A 23,500-nucleotide genomic window follows, 5' to 3' on the forward strand; every position below is an offset into this window, starting at 1 on the left:
ACGCCTCTCGTGAGCGAAACCGCACTACTGGTCTACGTCACCTGCCCGCCTGCCAGCGCGGAAGCTATCGCGGTCGCACTGGTCGAAGCGCATGTCGCGGCCTGCGTGAATATCCTGCCGAGCGTGCGTTCGGTGTATCGCTGGAAAGGCGGCGTGCAGCACGACGAGGAATCGCTGCTGATGATCAAGACGGTTCAATCGCGCTTCGAGGCGCTGCGCGAGGCCGTGCTGGCGCAACACCCTGACGAACTTCCGGAAATCATCGCGGTCCGATGGGACGCATCACACGAGCCCTATCGGCAATGGGTCGTCGACACCACCCGGCCTCTGGCATGAACCCGCGCATCGGAAGCCTCCTGATCGTCGCCGCACTGGCACTGAGCGCGCAGCCGGCGATCGCTGACGGCAGTCTGCTGCAACCGCGTGAGCAATCCGACCGAATTCTCCCCGTCGATGAAGCCTTCCGTGTGCAGCCGGCGCTGTGGCAGAACGGCCAGCTGATCATCGGCATCGATGCCGCGCCGGGCTGCTATCTGTACCGCGACAAGTTCGGCGTCGTCGTGCTGGCACCGGCGAACCTGGTACTCGGCAAATCGGATCTGCGGGCGGGCGAAACACATCACGACGAACATTTCGGCGAGGTTCGGGTGTTCCGCGACCGTCTGCTGGCCCGGTATAAAACCCCGTCGGCCACGCCGCCGCAAAAAGTCCGCATCCGTTACCAGGGCTGCGCCGAAAATCTAGTGTGTTATCCCCCGCAGGAACGAGTGCTAACCGTGGAGACGGTACGCTGATGCGCAACAGCGCGATTCAAGGCTTGACGATCATCGGGCTGTGCGTGGTCGCCGCGATCGGCGGCTTCGCGGTCTATCGCTACCTCGCGCAGCCGAGCGTGATCGATCAGACCGCATGCCTGGCACCGGAAATCACGCTCAACGATCTGAACGCGCAGCCGCGCAAGCTGAGCGAGTGGCGCGGCAAACTGGTGCTGGTAAATTTCTGGGCGACCTGGTGTGCGCCCTGCCTGCACGAGATCCCGATGCTGCTGGAAATCCAGCAGCAATACGGCGCTCGCGGCCTGCAGATCGTCGGTCCGGCGATGGACGATATGGAGGCCGTGAAGACCAGCGCACCGGAACTCGGCATCAACTATCCGGTACTGGTCGGCGACACCGAAATCGTCACCGCGATGCAGGCACTTGGCGACACGCTCGGTGCCCTGCCATACTCCGTGCTGATCGATGCGAATGGCACCATCGTTTATCGCAAGCACGGCGAGTTCGATCGCGACGCCCTGCAGAAGCTCATCGAGCAGCACCTGCCCGCGGGCTGAAACAGCGGGCATTCGTCGATACGGGTAACCACCCAGACCAAAATAGGATAACCCGCCAGCATCAGCGGTTAACCTGACGGCAAAATCCTACAAAGTTGTTCTTCGCAGCAAGCTCGGGCAGAATCCGGACTCCCGTCATCGGAAACTCCTCGTGAGCCATCTGCTGCTGCTGAATGGCCCCAACCTGAATCTGCTCGGCGCCCGTGAACCGGGCGTTTACGGGGCCACGACCCTGGCTGAAATCGAGGCCGGCCTGGTCCAGCAGGCGGCGGACCTGGGGCACCAGCTGAGCTGCCTGCAGAGCAATCACGAGGGCGTTCTGGTCGACCGCCTGCATCAGGCGCGCACCGAGGGCGTCGGCTTCGTGCTGATCAATCCAGGCGCTTTCACGCATACCAGCGTGGCCCTGCGCGATGCCCTGCTCGGCGTCGCGATCCCGTTTATCGAGATCCACCTCTCCAACGTGCATGCACGCGAGAGCTTCCGGCATCACTCGTATTTTTCCGACATTGCGGTGGGCGTGATCCTGGGCTTGGGCGCTCAGGGTTATGGCCTGGCGCTGCAGGCCGCGCACGCGCGGCTCAATCCAGCATGAATCAGCCATACATCAGCCGGACACCGGCACTGACAGGGGAACTCAAATCACAATGGACTTGCGCAAAATCAAGACGCTGATCGAACTCGTCGAACAGTCCGGCATCTCCGAACTGGAGGTCAAGGAAGGCGAAGAATCAGTCCGCATCAGCCGCCAGACGCAGCCGCTGCATTACGCGCTGCCGCCAGCGCTGCCAGCACCGGTGGCCGCTCCGGCTCCGGCCGCTCCCGCCGCCGTCGCGGCGCCGGTTGCTCCCGCCGCGCCGCCCAAGCCCAGTGGTTACGTGGTGCGCGCGCCGATGGTCGGCACGTTCTATCGCACGCCTTCACCCGGCGCCAAGGCCTTCGTCGAAGTCGGCCAGACGGTCAAGGTCGGGCAGACGCTGTGCATCATCGAGGCGATGAAGATGCTCAACCAGATCGAGTCCGACCGCGCCGGCGTGGTCGTCGACATTCTGGTCGAAAACGAACGCCCTGTGGAATTCGATCAGCCCCTGTTCGTCATCGAGTGAAACGAAATGACGAAATCAAATAACGTTCTCGTGCTCGGATAGGGCTGCCCGAACATGGCGGAAATCAAGAAAGTTCTGATCGCCAACCGCGGCGAGATCGCACTGCGCATCCTGCGCGCCTGCCGCGAGATGGGTCTGAAGACCGTTGCCGTCTATTCGCAGGCGGATCGCGACCTGAAGCATGTGCTGCTGGCGGATGAGGCAGTCTGCATCGGCCCGGCGTCGGCGCAGAAAAGCTATCTGAACATGGCGGCGATCATCAGCGCCGCCGAGATCACCCAGGCCGACGCGATCCATCCCGGCTACGGCTTTTTGTCGGAGAACGCGGACTTCGCCGAAAGTGTCGAGCGCTCCGGTTTCATCTTCATCGGCCCGCGTCCCGAGACGATCCGGCTGATGGGCAGCAAGACCAACGCCAAGGCCGAGATGATCGCGGCCGGCGTACCCTGCGTGCCCGGCTCGGACGGTGCGTTGCCCGAAGACGAGGCCAAGTGCCTGGAGATTGCCGCAGCGGTTGGCTATCCGGTGCTGATCAAGGCCGCTTCCGGCGGCGGCGGGCGCGGCATGCAAGTCGTGCGCGCCGAGCCCGAGCTGCTGGAGAAGATCCAGATCGCGCGCACCGAGGCGCTGAACGCGTTCAAGGACGCGACCGTGTTTCTGGAGAAGTATCTGGAGACGCCGCGCCACGTCGAAGTGCAGGTGCTGGCCGACGGCCAGGGCAATGCGATCCACCTCGGCGAGCGCGATTGCTCGATGCAGCGGCGCAACCAGAAAGTCGTCGAGGAATGCACCGCACCGGGCGTCACCGACGAGCAGCGCGACGAGATCGGCGCGCTGTGCGTCGCGGCCTGCAAGCGCATCAACTATCGCGGCGCCGGCACCTTCGAATTCCTGTACGAGCAGGGCCGCTTCTTCTTCATCGAGATGAACACGCGCATCCAGGTCGAGCACCCGGTCACCGAAATGGTCACCGGCGTCGACCTGATCCGCGAGATGATCCGCATCGCCAGCGGCAAGGCGCTGACCAAGAAGCAGGGCAATATCCGCATGCGTGGCCACGCGATCGAATGCCGTATCAATGCCGAGCATCCGCGCACCTTCATCCCCTCGCCCGGCACGATCACCAAGTATCACGCTCCGGGTGGCCCGGGCGTGCGCATGGACACGCATATCTACACCGGCTACCGCGTGCCTCCGCACTACGACTCGATGATCGGCAAGCTGATCTGCTGGGGCAACACGCGCAAGTCGGCGATCGAGCGCATGCAGCACGCGCTGTCGGAAATGATCATCGAGGGCATCGACACCAACATCAATCTGCAGAAGCGGATCATGTCGGACAAGACCTTCCAGCGCGGCGAGCACAACATCCACTACCTCGCGGACATGCTGGCCGAATGGCAGACCGAGTAGGTCGGCAATCCTTTGCCGACGCGACGCTCCGCATATCGGAGTTCCACGTCGGCATGGGTGGGACGAGTCCGTATACGACCTACGGTTCGCACACAAGCACTCACGGGGAGCGATAATCGCTCCCCGTTTTAGTTCCGGCATTCCCATATGGCCTGGCTGCAACTGCGCGTCCACTCGCGCTATCCCGAATTCGTCGACGAAATCCTGCAGGCCGCCGGTGCCAGCGCGGTCAGCTTCATCGACGCCGAAGACGATCCGGTGCTGGAACCGCTACCGGGCGAGACCCCGCTGTGGACCCACACCGTCACGCTCGGCCTGTTCCCCGAAATGCATGACTTCGCGCCGACCCTGTCAGCGCTGCGCGAGCAACTGCCCGACGGCGACGACATCAAGATCGAAACCGAACTGGTCGAGGACCAGGACTGGGTTCGCGTCTGGCTGAAGGACTGCCCGCCGTTGAAATTCGGCACGCGGCTGTGGGTCTGCCCGCACGAGAAGCGCGTCGACGAGCCCGGCACGGTCACCCTACTGCTCGATCCGGGCCTCGCCTTCGGCACCGGAACGCACCCGAGCACCGCCCTGTGCCTGGAGTGGCTGGCGACTCACGAGGTCGACGGCTGGAGCGTGCTTGACTACGGCTGCGGCTCCGGCATCCTGGCGATCGCGGCGCTGAAGCTCGGCGCCGCCAGCGCGGTGGCTTACGACATCGATCCGCAGGCAATCCAGGCGACGCTCGCCAATGCCGCAGCCAACGGCGTCGCCGATCGACTGACCACAGTCGCACCGGAACTTGCGGTGACACCGTTCCCAGCCGACCTGGTGCTGGCCAACATCCTCGCCCGGCCGCTGATCGATCTGGCGCCGCTGCTGGCGTCAACGATCAGACCCGGCGGCTGGATCGTGCTCGCCGGCCTGCTCGATCGCCAGGCCGACGATGTACGCGGCGCGTACGCGCCCTGGTTCGATTTCGCGCCCGAGGGCAAGCGCGAAGGCTGGACGCGGCTGGCCGCACGCCGTCGCTAGGGCCTTGCGCTGAAGCCTTGCCTGACGAAATCAATAGTGCCTGCATCCGCACTGCGAGCGCGCGCGCTAAAAAAAATTTTGTAACTGACAGAGGCCACTGCCGCCCCGATCACCGGTCCTGGTCCATCGCGCGCTTTTTTCGGGCCGGCGTTGGCGCTATGATTCGCGCCCCCTAAGAGAACAAGACCTCGGGCGATGCATGCCGCCAGGGCGAGGTCGTGACGCACCGAAGCAATTGAGGGCTTGTATGTCTGCACATCGAACGGCTACCGACGCTAAGCCCTTGAGCCATTCAGTTTCGGAATGCCTGGACGACTACTTTCGCAGTCTCAATGGCCATTCTCCGGCCGAGCTCTACGACATGATTCTCGACCAGGTGGAGCCACCCTTGTTGCGCGCGACGCTGCGCTATTGCGACAACAACCAGTCACGCGCCGCCGAGATGCTCGGGCTCAATCGCGCAACGCTGCGCAAGAAGCTGCGCCATCACCGCATCGCAGCGAAACCCGCGCCGTGAGCAGCCCCGTCGGCAGCACCCGCGTGGTGCGTCGCGCCTTGCTTTCGGTTTCGGATAAAACCGGTATCGTCGAGTTCGCAAGCGCGCTGCAGGCCCTGGGTGTTGAACTGCTGTCGACCGGCGGCACGTATAGGCAATTGCTCGGCGCCGGCTTGACCGCGACGGAAGTCAGCCGCCACACCGGCTTTCCCGAAATCATGGACGGCCGCGTCAAGACCCTGCACCCGAAAATTCACGGCGGCATTCTCGGCCGCCGCGGTGTCGACGACGCGGTGATGGCGGAACACGCCATCGCACCGATCGACCTGGTCGTGCTCAACCTGTATCCGTTCGAACAGACCATCGCCCGCCCCGGTTTCACGCATATCGAGGCAGTCGAGAACATCGACATCGGCGGCCCGGCGATGCTGCGCGCAGCGGCGAAAAATCACGCCGATGTCGCGGTCGTCGTCGACCCGGTCGACTACGCACCGGTGCTGGCTGCGCTCAAAAGCGGCGGCACCACTTTGGAGCAGCGCGAACAGTTCGCGACCAAGGCCTATTCGCTGACGGCACGCTACGACGCTGCGGTCGCCGCCTACTTCAGCAGCCGCGTCGCAGGCGCAGAAGCCGCACGCTTTCCCGGCACGCTCGGCCTGCAGTTCCACAAGCAGCAGGATCTGCGCTATGGCGAAAACCCGCATCAGCAGGCGGCGTTCTACGCCGAGCGCGATGCCGCGCCGGGGACGCTCGGCGCGGCGCGCCAGCTGCAAGGCAAGGAGCTGTCGTACAACAACATCGCCGATGCCGACGCGGCGCTGGAATGCGTGAAGTCCTTCGTCAAGCCGGCCTGCGTGATCGTCAAGCATGCCAATCCCTGCGGCGTCGCGGTCAGCCTCGACGGCATCGAGCGCGCGTATGAGCTGGCTTACCAGACCGATCCGACCTCCGCTTTCGGCGGCATCATCGCCTTCAACCGCGAGCTCGACGACGTCACGGCCGCGGCCATCGTCGGGCGCCAGTTCGTCGAGGTGATCATCGCGCCCTCGATCAGCGCCGCAGCGCGCAGCGTGCTTGCCACCAAGCCGAACCTGCGGGTGATGGAATCGGGCAACTGGCCTGCAATCGCCGGCCCCAGCCTCGACTACAAGCGCATCGGCGGCGGCCTGCTGGTGCAGGATCAGGATCGCGGCATGATCACCGCCGACGGCCTGAAAGTCGTCACGCAGCGCGCACCCACCGAGGCCGAGATCCACGACCTGATCTTCGCGTGGAAAGTTGCCAAGTTCGTCAAGAGCAATGCGATCGTCTATGCCCGCGGCCGTCAGGCCATCGGCATCGGCGCCGGCCAGATGAGCCGCGTCTACAGCGCGCGCATCGCCGGGATCAAGGCCGCAGACGAGAAGCTCGAGGTGCGCGGATCGGTGATGGCTTCCGATGCGTTCTTTCCGTTCCGCGACGGTATCGACGCCGCCGCCACGGCCGGCATTTCGGCGGTGATCCAGCCGGGCGGCTCGATGCGCGATTCCGAAGTGATCAAGGCGGCGGACGAGGCCGGCATGGCGATGGTCTTCACCGGCATGCGCCACTTCCGCCACTGACACCGCGACGATGAGCGACGGACAGCTGCTGGTCGTGAGCAAGACACCGGCAGCGCAGTCCGACCTGGTACAGATCCTGAGTTCGGCGGGCTATTCAATCGATACCGCCGTCAATGCCGAAGCAGCGCTGCCCCTGATCGCAAACGGCCTCGACCTGATCCTGATCGATCACGAGCACGCCGACGCCGACGCCGACGGCTACGATCTTGCGAACCACCTGCGCGATCCGGGCGCGCACCGCGTCGTTCCCGTACTGCATATCGCCGCGACGTTCGCCGGCAAAGTCACCAATGGCGAACCTTCCGCTTCTTATCTGAACTCCGCTGCGGAACCCCCGGTTCTGCTGTCGATGGTCGCTGCACTGCTGAACGCGCGCAACGCCGAACGACAGAAGGACGAATTCCTGTCGACCGTTTCCCACGAGCTGCGTACACCGCTGAACTCGATCATCGGCTGGTCCGATATCCTGATGCGCCGGCCGCGCGACACGGATTTCAGTCAGGGCCTGCATGCCATCGACCGCAACGCGCGGCTGCAGGCACAGATGATCTCCGACCTGCTCGACGTGTCGCACATGGCCTCCGGCAAGCTCGAAATCGATGTGGCCGCGATCGAGCCGGGCTTCGTCATCGACGGCGCGATCAAGAGCGTCGCCGACGCCGCCCAGGCCCGACAGATCACGATCAGCCGCAGCATCGAAGCCGGCATGCCGCTGGTGCTCGCCGACTCCGAACGTCTGCAGCAGATCCTGAGCAATCTGCTGTCGAATGCTGTCAAGTTTTCGATGAAGAACGGAAGCGTCACGCTCGCCCTGCATCGCGACGGCACGCAGGCGCGCATTACCGTCAGCGACAACGGGCGCGGTATCGCGCCCGAGTTGCTGCCCGATCTACTGAACCGCTTCCGCCTTGGCGGCCGCGGCAAATCGCGCGGCGGCGGGCTGGGTCTGGGGCTGACCATCGCTGCGCATCTGGCGACGCTGCACGGCGGTAGCCTGAGCGCTTACAGCGAGGGCGTGGGCAAAGGCGCCGTGTTCAGCCTGCTGCTGCCGCTGGCGCCGTAGGTCGGCAATCCTTTGCCGACGTGCTCAAGTGATCAGAGAGCACACGTCGGCAAAGGATTGCCGACCTACGTGGGGGGTTCAAAGCCGACTCGCGGCAGTACGAACGAAAACACCGATCCACCACCCTCGCGATCCTCGTACCAGAGATGGCCGGACATGCGGGTGATTTCTTCCTTGGAGATCGCAAGGCCCAGGCCGCTGGCATGCTGCACGTCGGCGTTTGCCTGCAGCCGCACATAGCGCTTGAACAACTGCTGCTGCCGGTCGCGCGGCACGCCAGGCCCGCGATCCGCGACCGATACGCGCGCCATGCCGGAGCGGCCGGTTTCGCAGCGCACGCTGATGGTGCCGCCGGCCGGCGCGTAACGCAGCGAATTCGAGATCAGGTTCTCGATCACGTGGCGCACGGCGGTCGCGTTCGCCATCACTTCGGGATCATCGACAATATCCGCCGAGATCGTCATGCCGCGTTCATGTGCCAGCAGATTGAAACTGTCGATGGTGGCCCTGATCACCGGCGCGAGGTTCAGTGCAGTCATTTCGACCGTGCGCAGATCGGTGGACTTGGCCCAGCGGCCCAGATAGCTGTCGATGAACTTGAGGCAGTGCTGCGCGCTCTCGCGGATCTCGCCGACCATGCGCTCCGGCGTGTCCTGGCCGCGGTCCATCAGGTCCAGCGCAAACAGGATGCTGGCCAGCGGATTCTTCAGATCATGCGCGACGATCTGCGTCAGGTCGGCGCGCTCCTGCGCGATCAGCGCCAGGTGATCGCGGGCGCGCTTGAGTTCGATATGGGTTTTGACCCGAGCCAGCAGTTCTTCGGCGACGAAGGGTTTGGTGACGTAATCCACCGCGCCGCGCTGGAAAGCCTGGATCACACCGTCGCGTTCACGCGCTGCGGTCAAAAAAATAATCGGCACATCGGCGGTACGCGAGTTCGCACGCAGATGTTCGCAGACCGCGAAACCGTCCATAACCGGCATGCGCATGTCGAGCAGCACCAGGCTCGGTGTGCGCTGCAGGCAGTGCTCCAGCACCTCTTCACCGGACAGCGAGGGCACGACTTCATAGTGGGCGCGCTCCAGCAGCGCCGTCACGACCTCGATGTTGGACGCCTGGTCGTCCACGACGAAGATCAGATCCTTATCCATGAATTCCTGAAAACCCCCGGTACAACCGTCGGCCTGGACGGTAGGACGTCGAGGATAACCCAGCCGGTGGTGATCGCAGACCCCGGGGCCGGGGTAAAGTTTTTTTAATCTTCTACGCGCAACTCACGCTCGACGGCTTGATTGCCGAGCAGCTCCCAGGCACGCATCTCGAGCACACCCTTGGTATTCAGCGACACCACCAGGTTGATCAGGCCTTCGCGCAGTTCGGCCGGCGTGGGCACCGCCGGCGACGTCGGCTTGCTCCACAGCCGCGCCCACAAATTCTCGTCGGCGCGATGCGTCCCCATGTCGGCAGCGGCGAGCCGGAACACTGCGGGCTTGCCACCGCGTTCGTAAACCCAGCCGTGCATCGAGGCAGGCTGGGCGATCTGCGCCTCATGCAGGATCTGGATGGCAAGACGGCGCGGGACCAGCAGGAGATCGTTCATGGGCTTTTTCGTGGGTGTCGGTTTGAAGTAGGTCGGCAATCCTTTGCCGACGTGCGAAGCCGATGCGCAACCGAGGCCGCACGTCGGCAAAGGATTGCCGACCTACGGGTGCTGCGCCAAACCGCAGACCGGGCATTGCGGATCGCGGCGCAATTTTAGCGACCGCCATTGGCCGTCGAGCGCATTCCACAGCCGTAGCGTACCGGCTTCCGAGGCCAGGCCGAGCAGCAGCTTGATCGCGGACAAGGCCTGCAGGCTACCGATGGTGCCGACGACCGGGCCGAGAATGCCGGCTTCTTCGCAGGTTTCAGCAGCCTCGGCCGAATCGAGGTCCGGATACAGGCAGGCGTAGCAAGGGCCGCCACGGCGCAAGTCGAACACGCCGAGCTGGCCTTCGAAGCGGATCGCGGCGCCCGACACCAGCGGCTTGCGCGCGGCGACGCAGGCGCGGTTGACGGCAAAGCGCGTCGGGAAGTTGTCGCTGCAATCCAGCACCAGGTCGGCGCCCCGCGCGGCTGCCAGCAGGCCGGCGTCGTCGAGCGGGCCCGGCAACAGCTCGATCTCGCAGTCCGGGTTCAGCGCGCGCAGCGAATCGCTGGCGGCGGCGAGCTTGTCGCGGCCGACGTCCGCCTGCCGATACAGCAGCTGGCGTTGCAGGTTGCTCAGATCGACGCGGTCGATGTCGGTCAGCACCAGGCGGCCGAGGCCGGCGCCGGCCAGGTAAGGCGCAGCAGCCGAACCCAGGCCCCCGACGCCGACGATCAGCACGCTGGAGTCGCGCAGCAATTGCTGGCCGTTGACACCGACTTCGCGCAGCACGATCTGCCGGCGGTAGCGTGCGAGCGCACTCATCCGCGGCGCCCGCCGCTGGCGCGCTCATTGCCGTCGAGATCGCGGCGCGTCGCAATCTCGACGAAGCCGGCCCGTTCGAACTGCGCCCGCACCGCCGCTCCCTGATCGTAGCCGTGCTCGACCAGCAGCCAGCTTCGCGGCAACAGGTATTCGCCGGCATCGGCGATGATTTCACGCAGGCAGGCCAGGCCGTCGGCCTGATCGCTCAGCGCCAACAGCGGCTCGTGTCTGAGCGCCGGCAGATGCGGATCGCCGGCGGCAATGTACGGCGGATTCGCCACGATCAGATCGAAGCGGCCGTGCAATGCCTCGAACCAGCTGCCGGCGGCGAAGCTCAGGTTGGCTATGCCGCAGCGCATCGCGTTGCTTTGGGCGACGCCCAGCGCGGCGGTGGAAATATCGGTCGCCAGCACTTGCGACTGCGGCCGCTCGCTTGCGAGCGCCAAGGCCAGCGCGCCGCTGCCGGTTCCGAGATCGGCGATGCGCCCGGCTCCGGGCGGAAAAACCTCCAGCGCCCATTCGACCAGCAGCTCGGTTTCGGGACGCGGCACCAGCACGTCCGGATTCACCAGCAGATCCAGCGTCCAGAAGCCCTGTGTGCCGAGCAGATAGGCCACCGGAACCTGGTCGGCGCGGCGATCCAGCTGGCTTTCAAATACGCGCCGACGGTCTTCGCTCAAGGCCTCGTCGCCACGCGCAAACAAAGCGCCGCGCGAGACCTCGAGTATCGATGCCAGCAGCAGCTCGGCATCCAGGCGCGGCGATGCACTGCTCGGCGCGAGCCGTGCACTGGCCGTGATCAGCGCCTCGGCGACGGTCACTCGCCCAGCTCCGCGAGCAGCTCGGCCGTGTGCTCATTGAGCAGTGGCACGATCACGCCGTCGAGATCGCCCTGGATCACGCGTTCGAGCTGGTAAAGCGTCAGATTGATGCGGTGATCGGTGATGCGTCCCTGAGGGAAATTGTAGGTGCGGATGCGCTCGGAACGATCGCCGGAGCCGACCAGTTTCTTGCGCGTGGCGGCGACATCGCCCTGCTGCTTGCTGCGCTCGGCGTCGAGCAGCCGCGAAGCCAGTAGCGCCATCGCCTTGGCGCGGTTCTTGTGCTGGCTGCGTTCTTCCTGGCATTCGACGACCAGGCCACTCGGTAGATGCGTGATGCGGATCGCCGACTCGGTCTTGTTGACGTGCTGGCCGCCGGCGCCGCTGGATCGATACGTGTCGATCTTCAGATCCGCCGGATTGATCTCGATCGCCTGCGCCTCTTCAATCTCCGCCAGCACCGCGACCGTCGCCGCCGAGGTGTGGATGCGGCCCTGGGCCTCGGTCTCCGGCACGCGCTGCACCCGATGCGCGCCGGACTCGAACTTGAGCTGCGAATAAGCACCGAAACCGGCGATGCGGCTGATGATTTCCTTGTAGCCGCCGTGCTCGCCCTCGCTAGCCGACAGCACTTCGATCTGCCAGCCGCGGTTCTCGGCGTACTTGCTGTACATCCGGTGCAGGTCGCCGGCGAAGATCGCGGCCTCGTCGCCGCCGGTGCCGGCGCGGATTTCGAGGAACACGTTGTTGGCGTCCAGCGGGTCTTTCGGCACCAGGTAGCCTTGCAAAAAAGTCTCGACCTCGGCGAGCCTGGCTTCCGCGACCGGCAACTCCGCCTCGGCCATCTGGCGCATGTCGGTATCGCTGTCGTTACGCATCAGCTTCAGACCATCGATCTCGGCGGTGGTCGCCATGTAGGTGTTGTACGAATCCACCAGCGGACCGAGCTGCGAATATTCCTGCGACAGCCGGCGGAACTTGTCCGGATCGCCGAGCACCTGGGGCGACGACAGTTCGCCGGCGATTTCCTCGCGGCGGTCGACCATCTGCTGCAGCTTGTTGAGAAGCGAGTCTTTCATGCGCGCATTATCGCCTGCCGCCGGGCAGGCACGCAGGGCACCGTGTCGTGGGCACCGTCAGAACAAAACATCTCCAGACCCGGGGGCCAGGCGCCGGCCCGCGCTCTCGATCAGCGTGGCAAGATCGGCGCTGCCGAAACCGGCCTCTGCGCGATGCGTGCCGGCATCGACCCACCGCAGGTTCAGCACCTCATACACCGGGCGCCAGGCCGGCGCATCGGCACCGCCGGAGCCGCGCAACTGCAGATCGGGATTCGGCAGGTAGTGGCCGTTCACGGTACGTAGCCACAGGCGGCGCGCGGGCTGGTAGGGACTCTGCACTTCGGCACGGGCAAGCACCTGGTTGAGATAGACGCGCTTGCGGCGCTCGGGCTTCCACAGGTGCTGCGGCAGCTGTTCCAGCACACCGTGCATGAAGTCGGCGAAAAAACCCTGCTCATATTTGTAGATGCGGTGCGGGCGCTCGACGCAGCGCGTACACAAGGTCTTCAGGCCGGCGAGCATCAGGCTCAGCACCCAGTACTCGCCCTGGTGGCGCTCCAGACGCACCAGGCGGCCGCTGCTCTGCACGTCGAGCGCCTGCGGCGCGATGCGCTCGAACAGCGGCGCGATGGCCTGGCCTAAGAAGTCGGCGTCGTCGATCGCGCGGTTCAGCGCGAACCACCAGGGCGTATGGCCGTATTCGTCGGTGGCCTGGGGGTCGGCGCCGCGCTCCAGCAGGGCCTCGACCAGCGCGACGTTGCCGGCATGCGCGGCCAGCATCAGCGGCGTTGCGCCGACCGGCGTGTGATGGTCGATGCCGTACTGCTCGCATTGGCGCAGCACATCCTTGAAGTTGCGGGCGGCATACGGCGCGAGATGTCGCTGGCGCAGCGAGGCCACCGCACGCCAGGCCTGCATCTGCTGGCTGCGCAGGCTCTCCGGCGCGTGGTTCCAATTGGCCGGTATGCCGAGTCTGCCGGCCGGCGCCAGACTGCGGGCGGCCTGGAATTGCGCAGACGTCGCCAGCCGCTCGATCCAGGCCTGCTGACCATGCCAGAGCGCGTAGTCCATCAGCGCCTGCCGCGGCTTGTTCGACGGCTGTGTACGATCGAGCGCGCGCTCCAGCTGGTCGCCGATGCTGGTTTGCGACCACGGCGACCAGGGCACCGGCGCGGATTGCAGGAAAGCCTGGCGGATCGCCTGCGCCTGCTCGGCCTTGCCCTGCAGTTCGAGCTTGCGCGCCTCCTGCGCCCATTCCTCGCGCGACGAGGCTTTTGCCGCCGCCATCGCCGGCGCATCGCCGGTTTTCAGGCCCAGCAGCCGCAGCAGCGGATGTTCGGTGTCGGATTCCACCAGCACTAGGCTTTCGACCGCGCGAGTCATCGCCACGTACAGCGCGTTGACGTAGAACTTGTAGATCTCGAGCGACTTGTCGCTCTTGTCGCGGGCGCGCCGGTATTCCAGCTCCTCGCCCTGCAGATCCGCTTGCGTCACGCCCTCGCAGACCTCTGCGTAGGCGCTGCGCTGACCCGAGATCAGTGCATAGAGAATCACGTTCGGGTATTCCAAGCCCTTGGACTCGTGCACCGAGAACACCAGCGGCGTGCGGAAGTGCTCGCGAGCGGCGGCCTTGTCTTCGTCGCGCAGTACCACCACGGCATGCTGCACCGAGCCGCGGCTGGCGGCATCGAGCTGGCGCACAGCGGCGTCGCGCAGGCTCAGCAAGCGCACCGCGCCCTCGTCTGCTGAGGCCGCGCGCACCAGGAAGTTGCTCTCGCGGTCGACCGATCCGAAGCGCGCCTGCTTGATCTTCAGCAGTGTGTTGGCGAGCGCCGTCACCGAGCGCGTGTTGCGAAAATTCGACTGCAGCACCGACAGCGTCTGCGGCGCCGCCGAAGTGCCCAGGCCGCGCCAGAACAGCGAGCGCACCGCGGCCCACGAGAAAAAGTTGGGATGCACGATCTGGTTGCTGTCGCCGCACAGCAGGAACTGCCCCGGCTGCTTCAGGCAGGCCAGCACCAGCGCCAGCTGCACGTTGGTCAGATCCTGCACCTCGTCGACGACGACGAAGTCGTACACCGGCTCGGCCAGCGCACGCCATTCGTGAGCGACCAGATTCAGATCGAACAGCCCGGCCTCGGCCAGCCAGCGCCGGTAGCGCTGGAACAGATCGAACGCGGCCTCGCGCATCGCACCGTCCAGCAGCGACTGGCGCTGGCCCAGCGCCAGGTAGGCCGGCAGATCGAGCGCGCCCTGCTCGGAGGCGCCGAGGACGCCGCGGAATTCTTCGAACAGCGCATGCGCGTCGATGCCGTCGAGCGCACCGCGAGGCGGCCGGTTGCGTGCGAACCAGGCACGAAAATCGGCGAAGCTAAGCTCGCGACCAACCGGCACGCGCAACGTCTCGACCAGCTCGCCATAGCTGAGGAATTCGGCCTCCTGCGACGGGTTGTCGTAACCGTGCGCGCCGTAGAGCGCGCGCGCCGACTGCGCCAGATAGGCCGAATGGGTCACGTACAACACTCGCCCTTGTGCTTCGCGCAGCTTGGCCAGCGTGACCGCGGTCTTGCCCGAGCCGGCGGAGCCGACCACGATCACCGGCGCCGGCAGCCGGCGCACCGTCTCCTGCGCGTCGTCGAACACGATGGGCTTGTCCAGCAGCTCGAATTCCGCGCGGACCGGGTCCAGCCAGCGCAGCGGCTGCGGATTCAACGCGGCTGCGTTGGCTGCCGGGTCCGGCGACGGCTCGCGCTCGATCCGGGCTTCGTCGATCGCCGCGCCGCGCAGGAAGCGCGACTTGTCGTAGGCATGATTCTCGATCACCTCCAGCGCCAGACACACGGTTTCGCCGCCGCTGCGCGCGAAGCGCAGCAGCAGGCGATTGCTGTAGTCGAGCCGGGCGCGCCAGTAATCGGTGGGCGAGAGCTTCTTGACGTCGGCGCTGCGAAAATCACCGGCCTCGATCGCCTTGCGTACTTTGTCGAAGGCCGGGCGCACGCGGCGCAGATCAAGATCCCGATAAATCAGCATGCGCATGAGGGTAGGTGTTCCGGGCCGCGCTCACGCTCTATCGAGCGCGGGCTGGCCGAAAGATGCTGTCGCTGTAGTCGTGAGATCGTATTTTGCCGCAATTCTTCGAGGGGAACCTGCGGACGCTGATGCATCGCGGGTCTTTGTCTGACCCCTTGCAGGGTCTTTGCCTGACATCGTCGGTTCTATCCATATGCTCTTATCGAACAGGGCCTGAAGAAAGTCCCGGGGCGCCGATCTCGGCTCCCACTTGTTGGCTTTGTGCGACCGGGGACGGCGATGAATCAGCGCAGCATGTGGATCGCGGTGGCGGCCGTATTGGCGAGCGCCACCGCCTACGCCGACGTGATCAGCCCGGCACCCGCTATCGACCTGTCGGCAGCTGCTGTCAATCCCAATCTGTTCTCGATCACCGTGGGATGCCCCTGGGTCCAAGGCATCGACGCCGATAACCGGAACACCGGCTTCCCGGACAAGGCGGCGACGTACTACACCACGACCATTCCCCTCAATCCCAAGCCCGGCACCGAGATCGAGATCCGCGGCGGCTATCCGAAGGTGCGGTATTTTTCGCTGCAGTCCTACGATGGCTTCCGACCCGGCAATCTCATCGACAGCCTGCCGGACGCCCTGATCCAGTCGGACCAGGGCAACGCGCCGCAGGCCAATGCTGCGGTCCTGCCCGATTCCGGCGACTACCAGTATCGCTACAACGCCAAGATCAAGTACGAAGACAAGCCGGCCACTACGGCGGACCGCGAACCCAACACGCTTTATGTGGGACACGGCAGCACTCACGGCGCCTTCGTCAAGAACATCGTGTTTCGCGCCTACCTGCCCAACCCCGGTGTCGCCAGGCCCGGGCCGGAAGAACTGCCACACATGGTCCAGGTCGGGCCCGACGGCGAAATCGATTTCGAAAACACGCCCGATCAGGCGGCCTGCAAGCTCAACGACCGTTTGCAGCGCTCAGTCAGCGTGTTCCCGGCGCTGGGCGGCAGCGACTCCAGCCTGAGCTTCGACCCCGTCACCCAGGGCGACACGGCCGGCTTCTATCCCAATGGCGACGCCTACTATCTGCGTGCCCGACCCGGCCGCAACTACTCCGATATGGTGGTGGTGCGCCTGAAATCGCCGCAGGTACCGGCGGTGCCGCCCGAGGTCGTCGATGACCCGGAAGTGCGTTTCTGGTCGATCTGCCAGTACACCAACATCCACTCGTCCGTGGTCGACTGCATCGCCGACCGCAACGCGGCGCTGGATGCCGACGGCTACGCCAACATCGTCATATCGACGGAAGGAAAAAAGCCGGATCTGGCAAGTTCAGCTCAGGGCTACGACTGGCTGCCCTGGGGTGACTCGAGCACGGCCATGGTCGGCCTGCGTCAGTTGCTGGTACGCCCGGACTTTGCGGGCAGCTACGGCCGGGCCGTGGCCGAGCCCGAAAAACCCATCGCCGAGACTCTGGGCGAGTGGGCGCCCGAGATCAGCTACTGCGACAGCGTCACGTTCGCCGCCACCGCAGCCCAGGGCGGCGCGGCGCTGATGGCGGCCTGTAAAGCGGCCTTTGTGCCGTTGTGGAGCATGCTGGGAACCGTGCTGGGCGATTGGCTGAACTGATCCCTCGATTTCCGGCTGCCGATGGCTCACGGCCTGAATATGGATTACGATATGACCATCTCCGGCATATTTTTTAGAGGTAATCGGCATCATGAAAACCACTGTCGATATTCCAGATCAGGCACTGAAGGATGCGATCCGCTTCACCAAGGCCCGCACCAAGCGGGAGGCCATCGTCATCGCCGTTGAAGACTTTAACCGGCGCAAGCGCATGGCAGAGCTGAGCCGGTTCGCCGGAACCGGCAACGACATGACGACGGCAGCGGAGTTGCAGGCGCAGCGCCGAAACGGCTAGCGGCATGGTGCTCATCGACAGCTCGTCGTGGATTCATTGGCTGCGGAGCAACGGCGATGCCGCAGTACGCTCGCGAGTGAATGCCTGCCTGCAGGCCGGAACCGCTTGCTGGTCTTCGATGGTCCGCCTGGAGCTTTGGAATGGCGCTGGCGGCGATCAGGAGAAAAAGGTACTGCGCGAACTGGAACGACAGTTACCCGAACTCGCCGTCACTGCGGAGGTCTGGTCTGCCGCCTGCGAACTGGCCCGCAAGGCGCGTGCTGCCGGCGTCACCGTTCCCGCCAGCGATCTGCTCATCGCCGCCTGTGCGCGGTACCACGGCGCAGCGCTGGAGCATGCCGATTCGGACTTCGACCTGATCGGCGGAGCATGAAGCGAGCAGGCTGGGTTGCTGCGCAGCGGAAACCCAGCGCCGGGATCGAGCGAAGGCGCTGGGTTTCGTTCCTCAACCCAGTCGACCTCTGCTGGCATAGTCGTGCCCTGGCTCGCCATTGGTCGGTGAGCGAGAGCCTCTTGAAGTCGGAGCTGCCGCAAGCTCAGCTATCGACCGAGCACCGCATCGATGCCACTTACGACCAGCTGCAGCTTGCGTTGAGCAAGCTTGCCGGTTCGCTCGGTCAGCAGCGTCGGATCAAGCGCGACCATCAGCGACACGTTCGCAACGGAGTCCCGCGGCAAACCGGTATCGCGGGAAGCGAGCAATGCATTGCCCGGTGCGGCGGCCCATTTCAGATTGCTGGTCAGTGGCACACAAACCACGGTCGCGATCCGACTGCAATTGAGCGCGTTGCCTTGAACGACCAGCACCGGTCTGCGCAGTCGGGGACCGGACCTTTACGGCTCCGGCAGATCAGCCCACCAGATTTCACCTTGGCCGGTCACCAATCGGTGCGCTTTAATACCTGACGAGCCGACTCCGACGAAAAACCGTCAGGCGGCACGTCTCCAACATCCGCGACGACCTGATCCATCGCGGCAGTGATGTCATCGGGTTGGTGGCGTGCCAAATACTCCTGAAGGGCGCGGCTGTAGATCTCGCTGCGTGATCGCTTGGCGCGCTTCGCCAGCCGCTCGGCCTCGTCGAAAATTAACGTCCGGAATCGATACGGCGGTTTTCATACCTGGGGTATAACCACGGGTTCCCAAGTCGTTCAATCGTTCCGCGGCCTCACTGCTCAATGGCGGATCGCCTCAGCGCTCCAGCTCACCGAGATCGACAGATCCTTGCCGCCGACGATCAGATGCTCAACGCCAGCTCGTTCAAAAAACCGACAAACTCTTTACATTTCTCAGCCTGATGTTAAGCGTCCTCGTCGGGCAGATCGAACAGCTTGCGTGCCGACGTCACCAGCATCGCCTGCTCGACGCTGCTGGCCGCGCGCAGCTGGCTGCTCGGCGCATGCAGCAGCTTGTTGCTGAGCGTGTCGGCGACGAAGGCGATCACGTCTTCGGCCGACGCGCCGTTGGCCAGGCGGCGGCGCGCCTTGGCCAGTACGTCGTCGCGATGGGTGCGCGCCGCGCTGCGGATCTGCGCGATCGTCGCGCCGGCGTCGCGGCCTTCGAGCCAGTGGGTGAATTCGAGCGCGTATTCGGCGATCAGCACCTCGGCCTGCTTGGCCGCCTCGGTGCGCGCCTTCATGTTGTCCTGCACGACGTCGCGCAGGTCGTCGAGCGTGTACAGGTACACGTCCTCGAGTTGGCCGATACGCGGATCGATATCGCGCGGCATCGCCAGGTCGATCATGAAGACCGGCTTGCGCCGGCGCTTCTTCATCGCCGCTTCCATCGCCGAGCGGTCCAGGATGTGACCGCGCGCGGCAGTCGATGACACCAGCAGGTCGATATCGGGCAGATACGAGCCCAGATCGGTCAGCGGGATCGCGTAGCCCTGCACTTCGCGCGCGAGCTTCTCGGCTTTCTCGAGGCTGCGGTTGGCGACGATCAGTTTCTGCACGCCCTGCCCGCGCAGATGGCGCGCCAGCAGCTGCACGGTTTCGCCGGCACCGATCAGCAGCGCCGTGGTTTCGCGAAAGTCGCTGAAGATGCGCTTCGCCATCTGCACCGCGGCGTAGGCCACCGACACCGGATGCGCACCGATCTGGGTGCTGCTGCGCGCCAGCTTGGCAACCTGGAACGCGTGCTGGAACAGCCGCGACAGCACCGGCCCGAGCACGCGCTGGCTTTGCGCGGTGGCATAGCTCTGTTTCATCTGGCCGAGTATCTGCGGCTCGCCGACGATCATCGAGTCCAGGCCCGAGGCGACGCGCAGGCTGTGCAGCACCGCGGCCTGGTCGCGATGGGTATAGACGAACTGGTGGATGTAGTCCTGCGGCGCGTTCAGCTCGCGGCGCCACCATTCCATCAGCCGGCCTTCGTCGTCGGCCGCGGTGATTGCCAGGATCTCGGTGCGGTTGCAGGTGGACAGGATCGCCGCCTCTTCCACACCCGGCAGCGCCCGCAACCGCGCCAGAGCCGCAGGCAGGTCCGCTTCGGTAAAGGCAAGCCGCTCGCGCGCCTCGACCGGCGCGCTGTGGTGGCTAAGCCCGAGTGTTATCAAGGCCATGAGCTACCTAATATTTGCCCGGTCATTGTCCAGTACCGGCCCCGACCGGACAAGAGCAAGGGCGATGCCAGCGGCGAGACCCGGCGCTGACAAGGAACCGCGCTACCATTACGCAGTCCCACAGTGACGCCGTCCTGCCGGTTTTCCGGCGGTGCGACGGCTACTCCGATCCGCGCTGCGTTCGTCCTGCCCTCGTCTCCGGCCAATAAAAGTGACCTTGAAATTCCGCAAGCTTGTCTTCCCGACCCTGATGCTGAGCCTGTTGTCCTGCGCAGCCGCCCTGGCCGAAGACGCGCCGGCACCCGCACCGGAAGCTCCGGACGAGTCAGATTCGGTCGGCGTCAGCGACCCCGAAGCCCAGTTCCACATCATGACCGGCGAGATGGCCGCCAACCGCGGCCAGCCCGGCCTCGCCGCCACCGAGTTCCTGGCCGCGCTGAAAACCGTGCCGGACCCGGCCCTGGCCGCGCGCGCCACGGGCCTGGCGATCAACGCCGGCAACGGCGCCCTGCTCGAGCTGACCGCGCGCCGCTGGCTCGAGATCGAGCCCAACAACATGGACCCGCGCGAAGTGATCCTGCAGCTCGGACTACAGCGCGGCGATGCCGAGGAAATCTATACGCAGGCCGACGCGATCATCAACGGCCATGCCGGCGGCCGCGACGACGGCTTCCGCCATGTCGCCTTGCTGATGGCGCAGCAGCCAGGCAAGCCTGACACCTCGCTCGCGGTGCTCAAGCGCCTGGTCGACCAGTATCCGAAAGAGCCCGGCGCCTACTACGCCACCGCGCTGGTGACGCTGCGCTACGACCAGGCCGCCGCCGCTGAAGTCGCCGCACGCGAGTCCGTGCGGCTCGAGCCGGACTCCAGGGAAAACACGCTGCTGCTGATCGGCGTGCTGGTCAAGCAGCAGAAGATCGACGAGGCCGACAAGACCCTCGACGCGCTGACCAAGCGCAACAAGAAGGAGAGCGGCGATCTGCGCCTGGCCTACGCCAAGCTGCTGCTCGAATCCAACCAGCGCGAGCGCGCCCGCGCCCAGCTCGAAAAAATCCTGAAAGAGAACCCGAAGAACGAGGACGCGCTGTATGCGCTCGGCGTATTCAACGTCAACGACGGCAAGCTCGACCTGGCCAAGAAGCAGTTCCAGTCGCTGACCAAGAACATCGAGCGCAGCAGCGACGCGCACTTCCAGCTCGGCCGCATCGCCGAGCGCCAGAAGAATTACGAAGACGCGCTGAACGAATACAAGCAGGTCAATGCGGGCGCGCAGGCGCTCGACGCCGCGGTGCGCCGCGCCGCGGTACTGGCACAGCTCGGCCGCAGCGGCGAAGCGCGCGAAATGCTCGCCGAAATGCGCGCGCAGTTCCCGCCGCTGGCCCAGCGCCTGCGCATGGCCGAAGGCGAAATCCTGCTGGAAGCCGGCAAGCCCGAAGAAGCACTGGCCGCCTACAACGACGCGCTGCGCGAGGCACCCAACGACGCCGACCTGCTCTACGGCCGCTCTCTGGTCTACGACAAGACCGGCGACCAGGCCGCGTCCGAAGCCGACTTGCGCGCGATCATCGCCACCAAGCCCGACGACGCGCGCGCGCTCAACGCGCTCGGCTATCTGCTGACCATCAACGGCAAGGCCGAGCGCCTGCCGGAAGCGCAGGACCTGATCGGCAAGGCACTGAAGCTGGACCCGGACGACTCCGCGATCATCGACAGCATGGGCTGGGTCAAGTACAAACTCGGCCAGAACGAGGACGCGCGCGGTTATCTGCAGAAGGCCTACGACAAGACGCCCGATCCCGAAATCGCCGCGCATCTGGGCGAGGTGCTGTGGGTGCTCGGCCAGCGCGACGAAGCGCGCGCGGTGTGGACGCGCGCGCTGAGCGAGAGCCCGGGCCACAAGGCCGTCGTCGAGACCATGCAGCGCCTGACTCCATGAGGGCAGCACTCGCGGCGCCGGTCGCCGCGGCGCTACTGGTTCTGGCCGGCTGCGTGACCGCGCCGCCTCAGGCGCAGCGCGCGGATACGCCCGCCGCTCGCGAAGCCCTCTGGCGTCTGCACCAGGCGTCGCTGGCCGCGGTCGATCGCTTCCTGATGTCCGGCCGCGTCACCAGCGCCGAACTCGCGCTGCGCGCCGACCTGCGCTGGAAAGAAAATGCCGACGGCCACTACGAACTGCGCCTCGCCGGCCCCTTCGGCGCCGGTGCGGTCGAGCTGCGCGGCGACGCGCAGGGCGTGGAAGTGCGCAACTCCGACGGCGTGCAATACACCAGCGATCCCGAGGGCTGGATACTCAAGCGCTACGGCTGGACGCTGCCGATCAGCGGCCTGCGCCACTGGGCGCTGGGCCTGCCGATCCCGGACTCGCCGTCGCAGCGGGTTGTCGACGATGCCGGCCGCCTGGCGAGCCTGACGCAAAACGGCTGGATGCTCCGCTATACCGAGTACCGCGTGCAGAACGGGTACGATCTGCCACGCCGCTTCGAAGCCGACAATGGCCGAGTGAAGCTTAAATTACTGATCGATCAATGGGACGAGCTGCCCGCTCCACTTCAGACACCCTGAGCCACCCGTTTGCGGTGAACCACGCCTGGCCCGCTCCAGCCAAGCTGAACCTGTTTCTGCATGTGACCGGCCGCCGCAGTGACGGCTATCACGAGTTGCAGACCGTGTTCCAGTTTCTGGACTACGGCGACTCGCTGTATTTCACACCGCGCGGCGACGGCGTCTGCCTGCGCGTCGAAGGCCCTGCGGAAATCCCGGCGGACCGCGACCTGGTGGTTCGCGCCGCCCGCCTGCTCAGCGAAGTCAGCGGCGCCGGCCTGGGCGCCGACATCCGCGTGATCAAGCGCATCCCGATCGGCGGCGGCCTCGGCGGCGGCTCCAGCAACGCGGCGACGACGCTGGTCGCCTTGAACCGGATCTGGAATCTGGGTCTGCCGTTCGACGAGATCGCCGATCTCGGTCTGCGTCTGGGCGCCGACGTGCCGGTGTTCGTGCGCGCCCATGCGGCCTGGGCCGAGGGCATCGGCGACCGGCTGTGGCCGATCGAGCTCGCCGAGCCCTGGTATCTGGTGGTGACCCCGCAAGTGTCGGTCTCGACCGCCGCAGTGTTCGGATCAAAGGAGCTGCGCCGCGACACGCCGCTGGTGGATCTGCAGCGCTTTCGCAGCGGCGCCGTCGGCAACGATTGCGAGCCAGTCACGCGCGCGCTGCATCCCGAGGTCGGCGCGGTGCTCGACTGGCTCGGCCAGCGCGGCATTGCGCGCATGTCCGGCACCGGCGCGTCCTGCTTCCTGGCGTTCGACACGCTCAAGCAGGCCGAGAGCCTGCGCCACGAAGTGCCGGCCCAATGGCGGGCTTTTGTCGCGCGCGGGCTGAATCGCTCGCCGCTCGCGGATATAATGCGCGGCCTCTGAGCCCGGCTCGGACCGATTCATCTTTTTTGGGGCGTCGCCAAGTGGTAAGGCAGCGGGTTTTGATCCCGTCATTCGGTGGTTCGAATCCATCCGCCCCAGCCAGTTTTTGAAGTGTGGCAGAAGCGGGTTTTGATCCCGGACCATTCCAATGGGTTCGAATCCATCCGCCCCAGCCAGTTTTCAGTTTGTTTCTTCCGCAGCGCCGTA

General features: G+C 65.4%; 24 protein-coding genes and 1 tRNA gene. 17 read left to right on the forward strand and 8 right to left on the reverse strand.

The features are described 5' to 3' along the window. The first annotated feature begins 9 nt into the window (after positions 1 to 9). The 10 genes from cutA to JWQ90_RS11495 all read left to right on the forward strand — a co-directional run bounded on the left by cutA (position 10) and on the right by JWQ90_RS11495 (position 8,035). Positions 10 to 336, forward strand: coding sequence for a divalent-cation tolerance protein CutA (gene cutA, locus JWQ90_RS11450; RefSeq protein ID WP_299693761.1), 327 nt, complete (start codon positions 10 to 12; stop codon positions 334 to 336). Beyond that, positions 333 to 794, forward strand: a complete 462-nt coding sequence (locus JWQ90_RS11455; protein ID WP_299693762.1) for a protein-disulfide reductase DsbD N-terminal domain-containing protein — start codon at positions 333 to 335, stop codon at positions 792 to 794. Before cutA ends, JWQ90_RS11455 begins: the two co-directional genes overlap by 4 nt. Continuing rightward, positions 794 to 1,333, forward strand: a complete 540-nt coding sequence (locus tag JWQ90_RS11460; protein WP_299693764.1) for a TlpA disulfide reductase family protein — start codon at positions 794 to 796, stop codon at positions 1,331 to 1,333. The genes JWQ90_RS11455 and JWQ90_RS11460 overlap by 1 nt, the downstream gene beginning before the upstream one ends. 151 nt (positions 1,334 to 1,484) lie before the next feature. Then, entirely contained in the window at positions 1,485 to 1,928 is a 444-nt protein-coding gene (aroQ, locus tag JWQ90_RS11465) for a type II 3-dehydroquinate dehydratase (protein WP_299693765.1), read from the forward strand. 52 nt (positions 1,929 to 1,980) lie between these two features. Beyond that, positions 1,981 to 2,439, forward strand: coding sequence for an acetyl-CoA carboxylase biotin carboxyl carrier protein (accB, locus tag JWQ90_RS11470; protein ID WP_299693766.1), 459 nt, complete (start codon positions 1,981 to 1,983; stop codon positions 2,437 to 2,439). Between the two features lie 54 nt (positions 2,440 to 2,493). Then, on the forward strand, positions 2,494 to 3,852 hold the full coding sequence (gene accC, locus JWQ90_RS11475) for an acetyl-CoA carboxylase biotin carboxylase subunit (RefSeq protein ID WP_299693767.1): 1,359 nt from the start codon (positions 2,494 to 2,496) through the stop codon (positions 3,850 to 3,852). A gap of 147 nt (positions 3,853 to 3,999) precedes the next feature. Beyond that, the gene (gene prmA, locus JWQ90_RS11480) at positions 4,000 to 4,875 is read left to right on the forward strand and encodes a 50S ribosomal protein L11 methyltransferase (protein WP_299693768.1); all 876 of its coding nucleotides are present in this window, start codon (positions 4,000 to 4,002) and stop codon (positions 4,873 to 4,875) included. 283 nt (positions 4,876 to 5,158) lie between these two features. Further along, positions 5,159 to 5,392: a helix-turn-helix domain-containing protein gene (locus tag JWQ90_RS11485; RefSeq protein WP_299693769.1), complete on the forward strand. Its 234-nt coding sequence runs from the start codon at positions 5,159 to 5,161 to the stop codon at positions 5,390 to 5,392. Between the two features lie 23 nt (positions 5,393 to 5,415). Beyond that, positions 5,416 to 6,972, forward strand: coding sequence for a bifunctional phosphoribosylaminoimidazolecarboxamide formyltransferase/IMP cyclohydrolase (gene purH, locus JWQ90_RS11490; protein WP_366919501.1), 1,557 nt, complete (start codon positions 5,416 to 5,418; stop codon positions 6,970 to 6,972). 10 nt (positions 6,973 to 6,982) lie between these two features. After that, positions 6,983 to 8,035, forward strand: coding sequence for a hybrid sensor histidine kinase/response regulator (locus tag JWQ90_RS11495; protein ID WP_299693771.1), 1,053 nt, complete (start codon positions 6,983 to 6,985; stop codon positions 8,033 to 8,035). A 65-nt stretch (positions 8,036 to 8,100) separates the two neighbouring features. Here the strand turns inward: JWQ90_RS11495 and JWQ90_RS11500 are convergent, their stop codons facing one another. The 6 genes from JWQ90_RS11500 to JWQ90_RS11525 form a co-directional block, all read right to left on the reverse strand. Beyond that, positions 8,101 to 9,186, reverse strand: a complete 1,086-nt coding sequence (locus JWQ90_RS11500) for a hybrid sensor histidine kinase/response regulator (protein WP_299693772.1) — start codon at positions 9,184 to 9,186, stop codon at positions 8,101 to 8,103. A gap of 104 nt (positions 9,187 to 9,290) precedes the next feature. Continuing rightward, on the reverse strand, positions 9,291 to 9,635 hold the full coding sequence (locus tag JWQ90_RS11505; RefSeq protein WP_299693773.1) for a hypothetical protein: 345 nt from the start codon (positions 9,633 to 9,635) through the stop codon (positions 9,291 to 9,293). A gap of 102 nt (positions 9,636 to 9,737) precedes the next feature. Beyond that, the gene (locus JWQ90_RS11510) at positions 9,738 to 10,487 is read right to left on the reverse strand and encodes a HesA/MoeB/ThiF family protein (protein ID WP_299693774.1); all 750 of its coding nucleotides are present in this window, start codon (positions 10,485 to 10,487) and stop codon (positions 9,738 to 9,740) included. Then, positions 10,484 to 11,308 (reverse strand): peptide chain release factor N(5)-glutamine methyltransferase, encoded by an 825-nt coding sequence (prmC, locus tag JWQ90_RS11515; protein WP_299693776.1) that lies wholly within the window; start codon positions 11,306 to 11,308, stop codon positions 10,484 to 10,486. Before prmC ends, JWQ90_RS11510 begins: the two co-directional genes overlap by 4 nt. Next, positions 11,305 to 12,387 carry a peptide chain release factor 1 gene (prfA, locus tag JWQ90_RS11520; protein WP_299693778.1) on the reverse strand — a complete coding sequence of 361 codons (1,083 nt, stop codon included), beginning with the start codon at positions 12,385 to 12,387 and terminating at the stop codon, positions 11,305 to 11,307. Before prfA ends, prmC begins: the two co-directional genes overlap by 4 nt. A gap of 57 nt (positions 12,388 to 12,444) precedes the next feature. Then, complete coding sequence (locus tag JWQ90_RS11525) at positions 12,445 to 15,405, reverse strand: ankyrin repeat domain-containing protein (protein ID WP_299693780.1); 2,961 nt, start codon at positions 15,403 to 15,405, stop codon at positions 12,445 to 12,447. Between the two features lie 273 nt (positions 15,406 to 15,678). Between JWQ90_RS11525 and JWQ90_RS11530 the strand changes: the two genes are divergently transcribed. From JWQ90_RS11530 to JWQ90_RS11540, 3 genes are all read left to right on the forward strand, one after another. Continuing rightward, a complete protein-coding gene (locus tag JWQ90_RS11530; RefSeq protein WP_299693782.1) occupies positions 15,679 to 17,019 on the forward strand; it encodes a hypothetical protein in 1,341 nt (446 codons plus the stop codon). Between the two features lie 91 nt (positions 17,020 to 17,110). Further along, positions 17,111 to 17,314 (forward strand): type II toxin-antitoxin system VapB family antitoxin, encoded by a 204-nt coding sequence (locus JWQ90_RS11535; protein ID WP_299693783.1) that lies wholly within the window; start codon positions 17,111 to 17,113, stop codon positions 17,312 to 17,314. A gap of 4 nt (positions 17,315 to 17,318) precedes the next feature. Further along, positions 17,319 to 17,687 (forward strand): PIN domain-containing protein, encoded by a 369-nt coding sequence (locus JWQ90_RS11540; protein WP_299693785.1) that lies wholly within the window; start codon positions 17,319 to 17,321, stop codon positions 17,685 to 17,687. 167 nt (positions 17,688 to 17,854) lie between these two features. Here the strand turns inward: JWQ90_RS11540 and JWQ90_RS11545 are convergent, their stop codons facing one another. Next, entirely contained in the window at positions 17,855 to 18,121 is a 267-nt protein-coding gene (locus tag JWQ90_RS11545; RefSeq protein WP_299693787.1) for a type II toxin-antitoxin system PemK/MazF family toxin, read from the reverse strand. Positions 18,122 to 18,614: 493 nt separating this feature from the next. Continuing rightward, positions 18,615 to 19,877 carry a glutamyl-tRNA reductase gene (gene hemA, locus JWQ90_RS11550; RefSeq protein ID WP_299693788.1) on the reverse strand — a complete coding sequence of 421 codons (1,263 nt, stop codon included), beginning with the start codon at positions 19,875 to 19,877 and terminating at the stop codon, positions 18,615 to 18,617. A 211-nt stretch (positions 19,878 to 20,088) separates the two neighbouring features. Between hemA and JWQ90_RS11555 the strand changes: the two genes are divergently transcribed. The 4 genes from JWQ90_RS11555 to JWQ90_RS11570 all read left to right on the forward strand — a co-directional run bounded on the left by JWQ90_RS11555 (position 20,089) and on the right by JWQ90_RS11570 (position 23,395). Further along, a complete protein-coding gene (locus JWQ90_RS11555; RefSeq protein ID WP_299693790.1) occupies positions 20,089 to 21,813 on the forward strand; it encodes a tetratricopeptide repeat protein in 1,725 nt (574 codons plus the stop codon). After that, the gene (lolB, locus tag JWQ90_RS11560; RefSeq protein ID WP_299693791.1) at positions 21,810 to 22,439 is read left to right on the forward strand and encodes a lipoprotein insertase outer membrane protein LolB; all 630 of its coding nucleotides are present in this window, start codon (positions 21,810 to 21,812) and stop codon (positions 22,437 to 22,439) included. Before JWQ90_RS11555 ends, lolB begins: the two co-directional genes overlap by 4 nt. A 14-nt stretch (positions 22,440 to 22,453) precedes the next feature. After that, positions 22,454 to 23,293, forward strand: a complete 840-nt coding sequence (gene ispE / locus JWQ90_RS11565; RefSeq protein WP_299693792.1) for a 4-(cytidine 5'-diphospho)-2-C-methyl-D-erythritol kinase — start codon at positions 22,454 to 22,456, stop codon at positions 23,291 to 23,293. Between the two features lie 27 nt (positions 23,294 to 23,320). Continuing rightward, a tRNA-Gln gene (locus JWQ90_RS11570) sits at positions 23,321 to 23,395 on the forward strand. Positions 23,396 to 23,500: the final 105 nt, after the last annotated feature.

This window comes from Hydrocarboniphaga sp. (genome assembly GCF_028291725.1).
Classification (GTDB): Bacteria; Pseudomonadota; Gammaproteobacteria; order Nevskiales; family Nevskiaceae; genus Hydrocarboniphaga.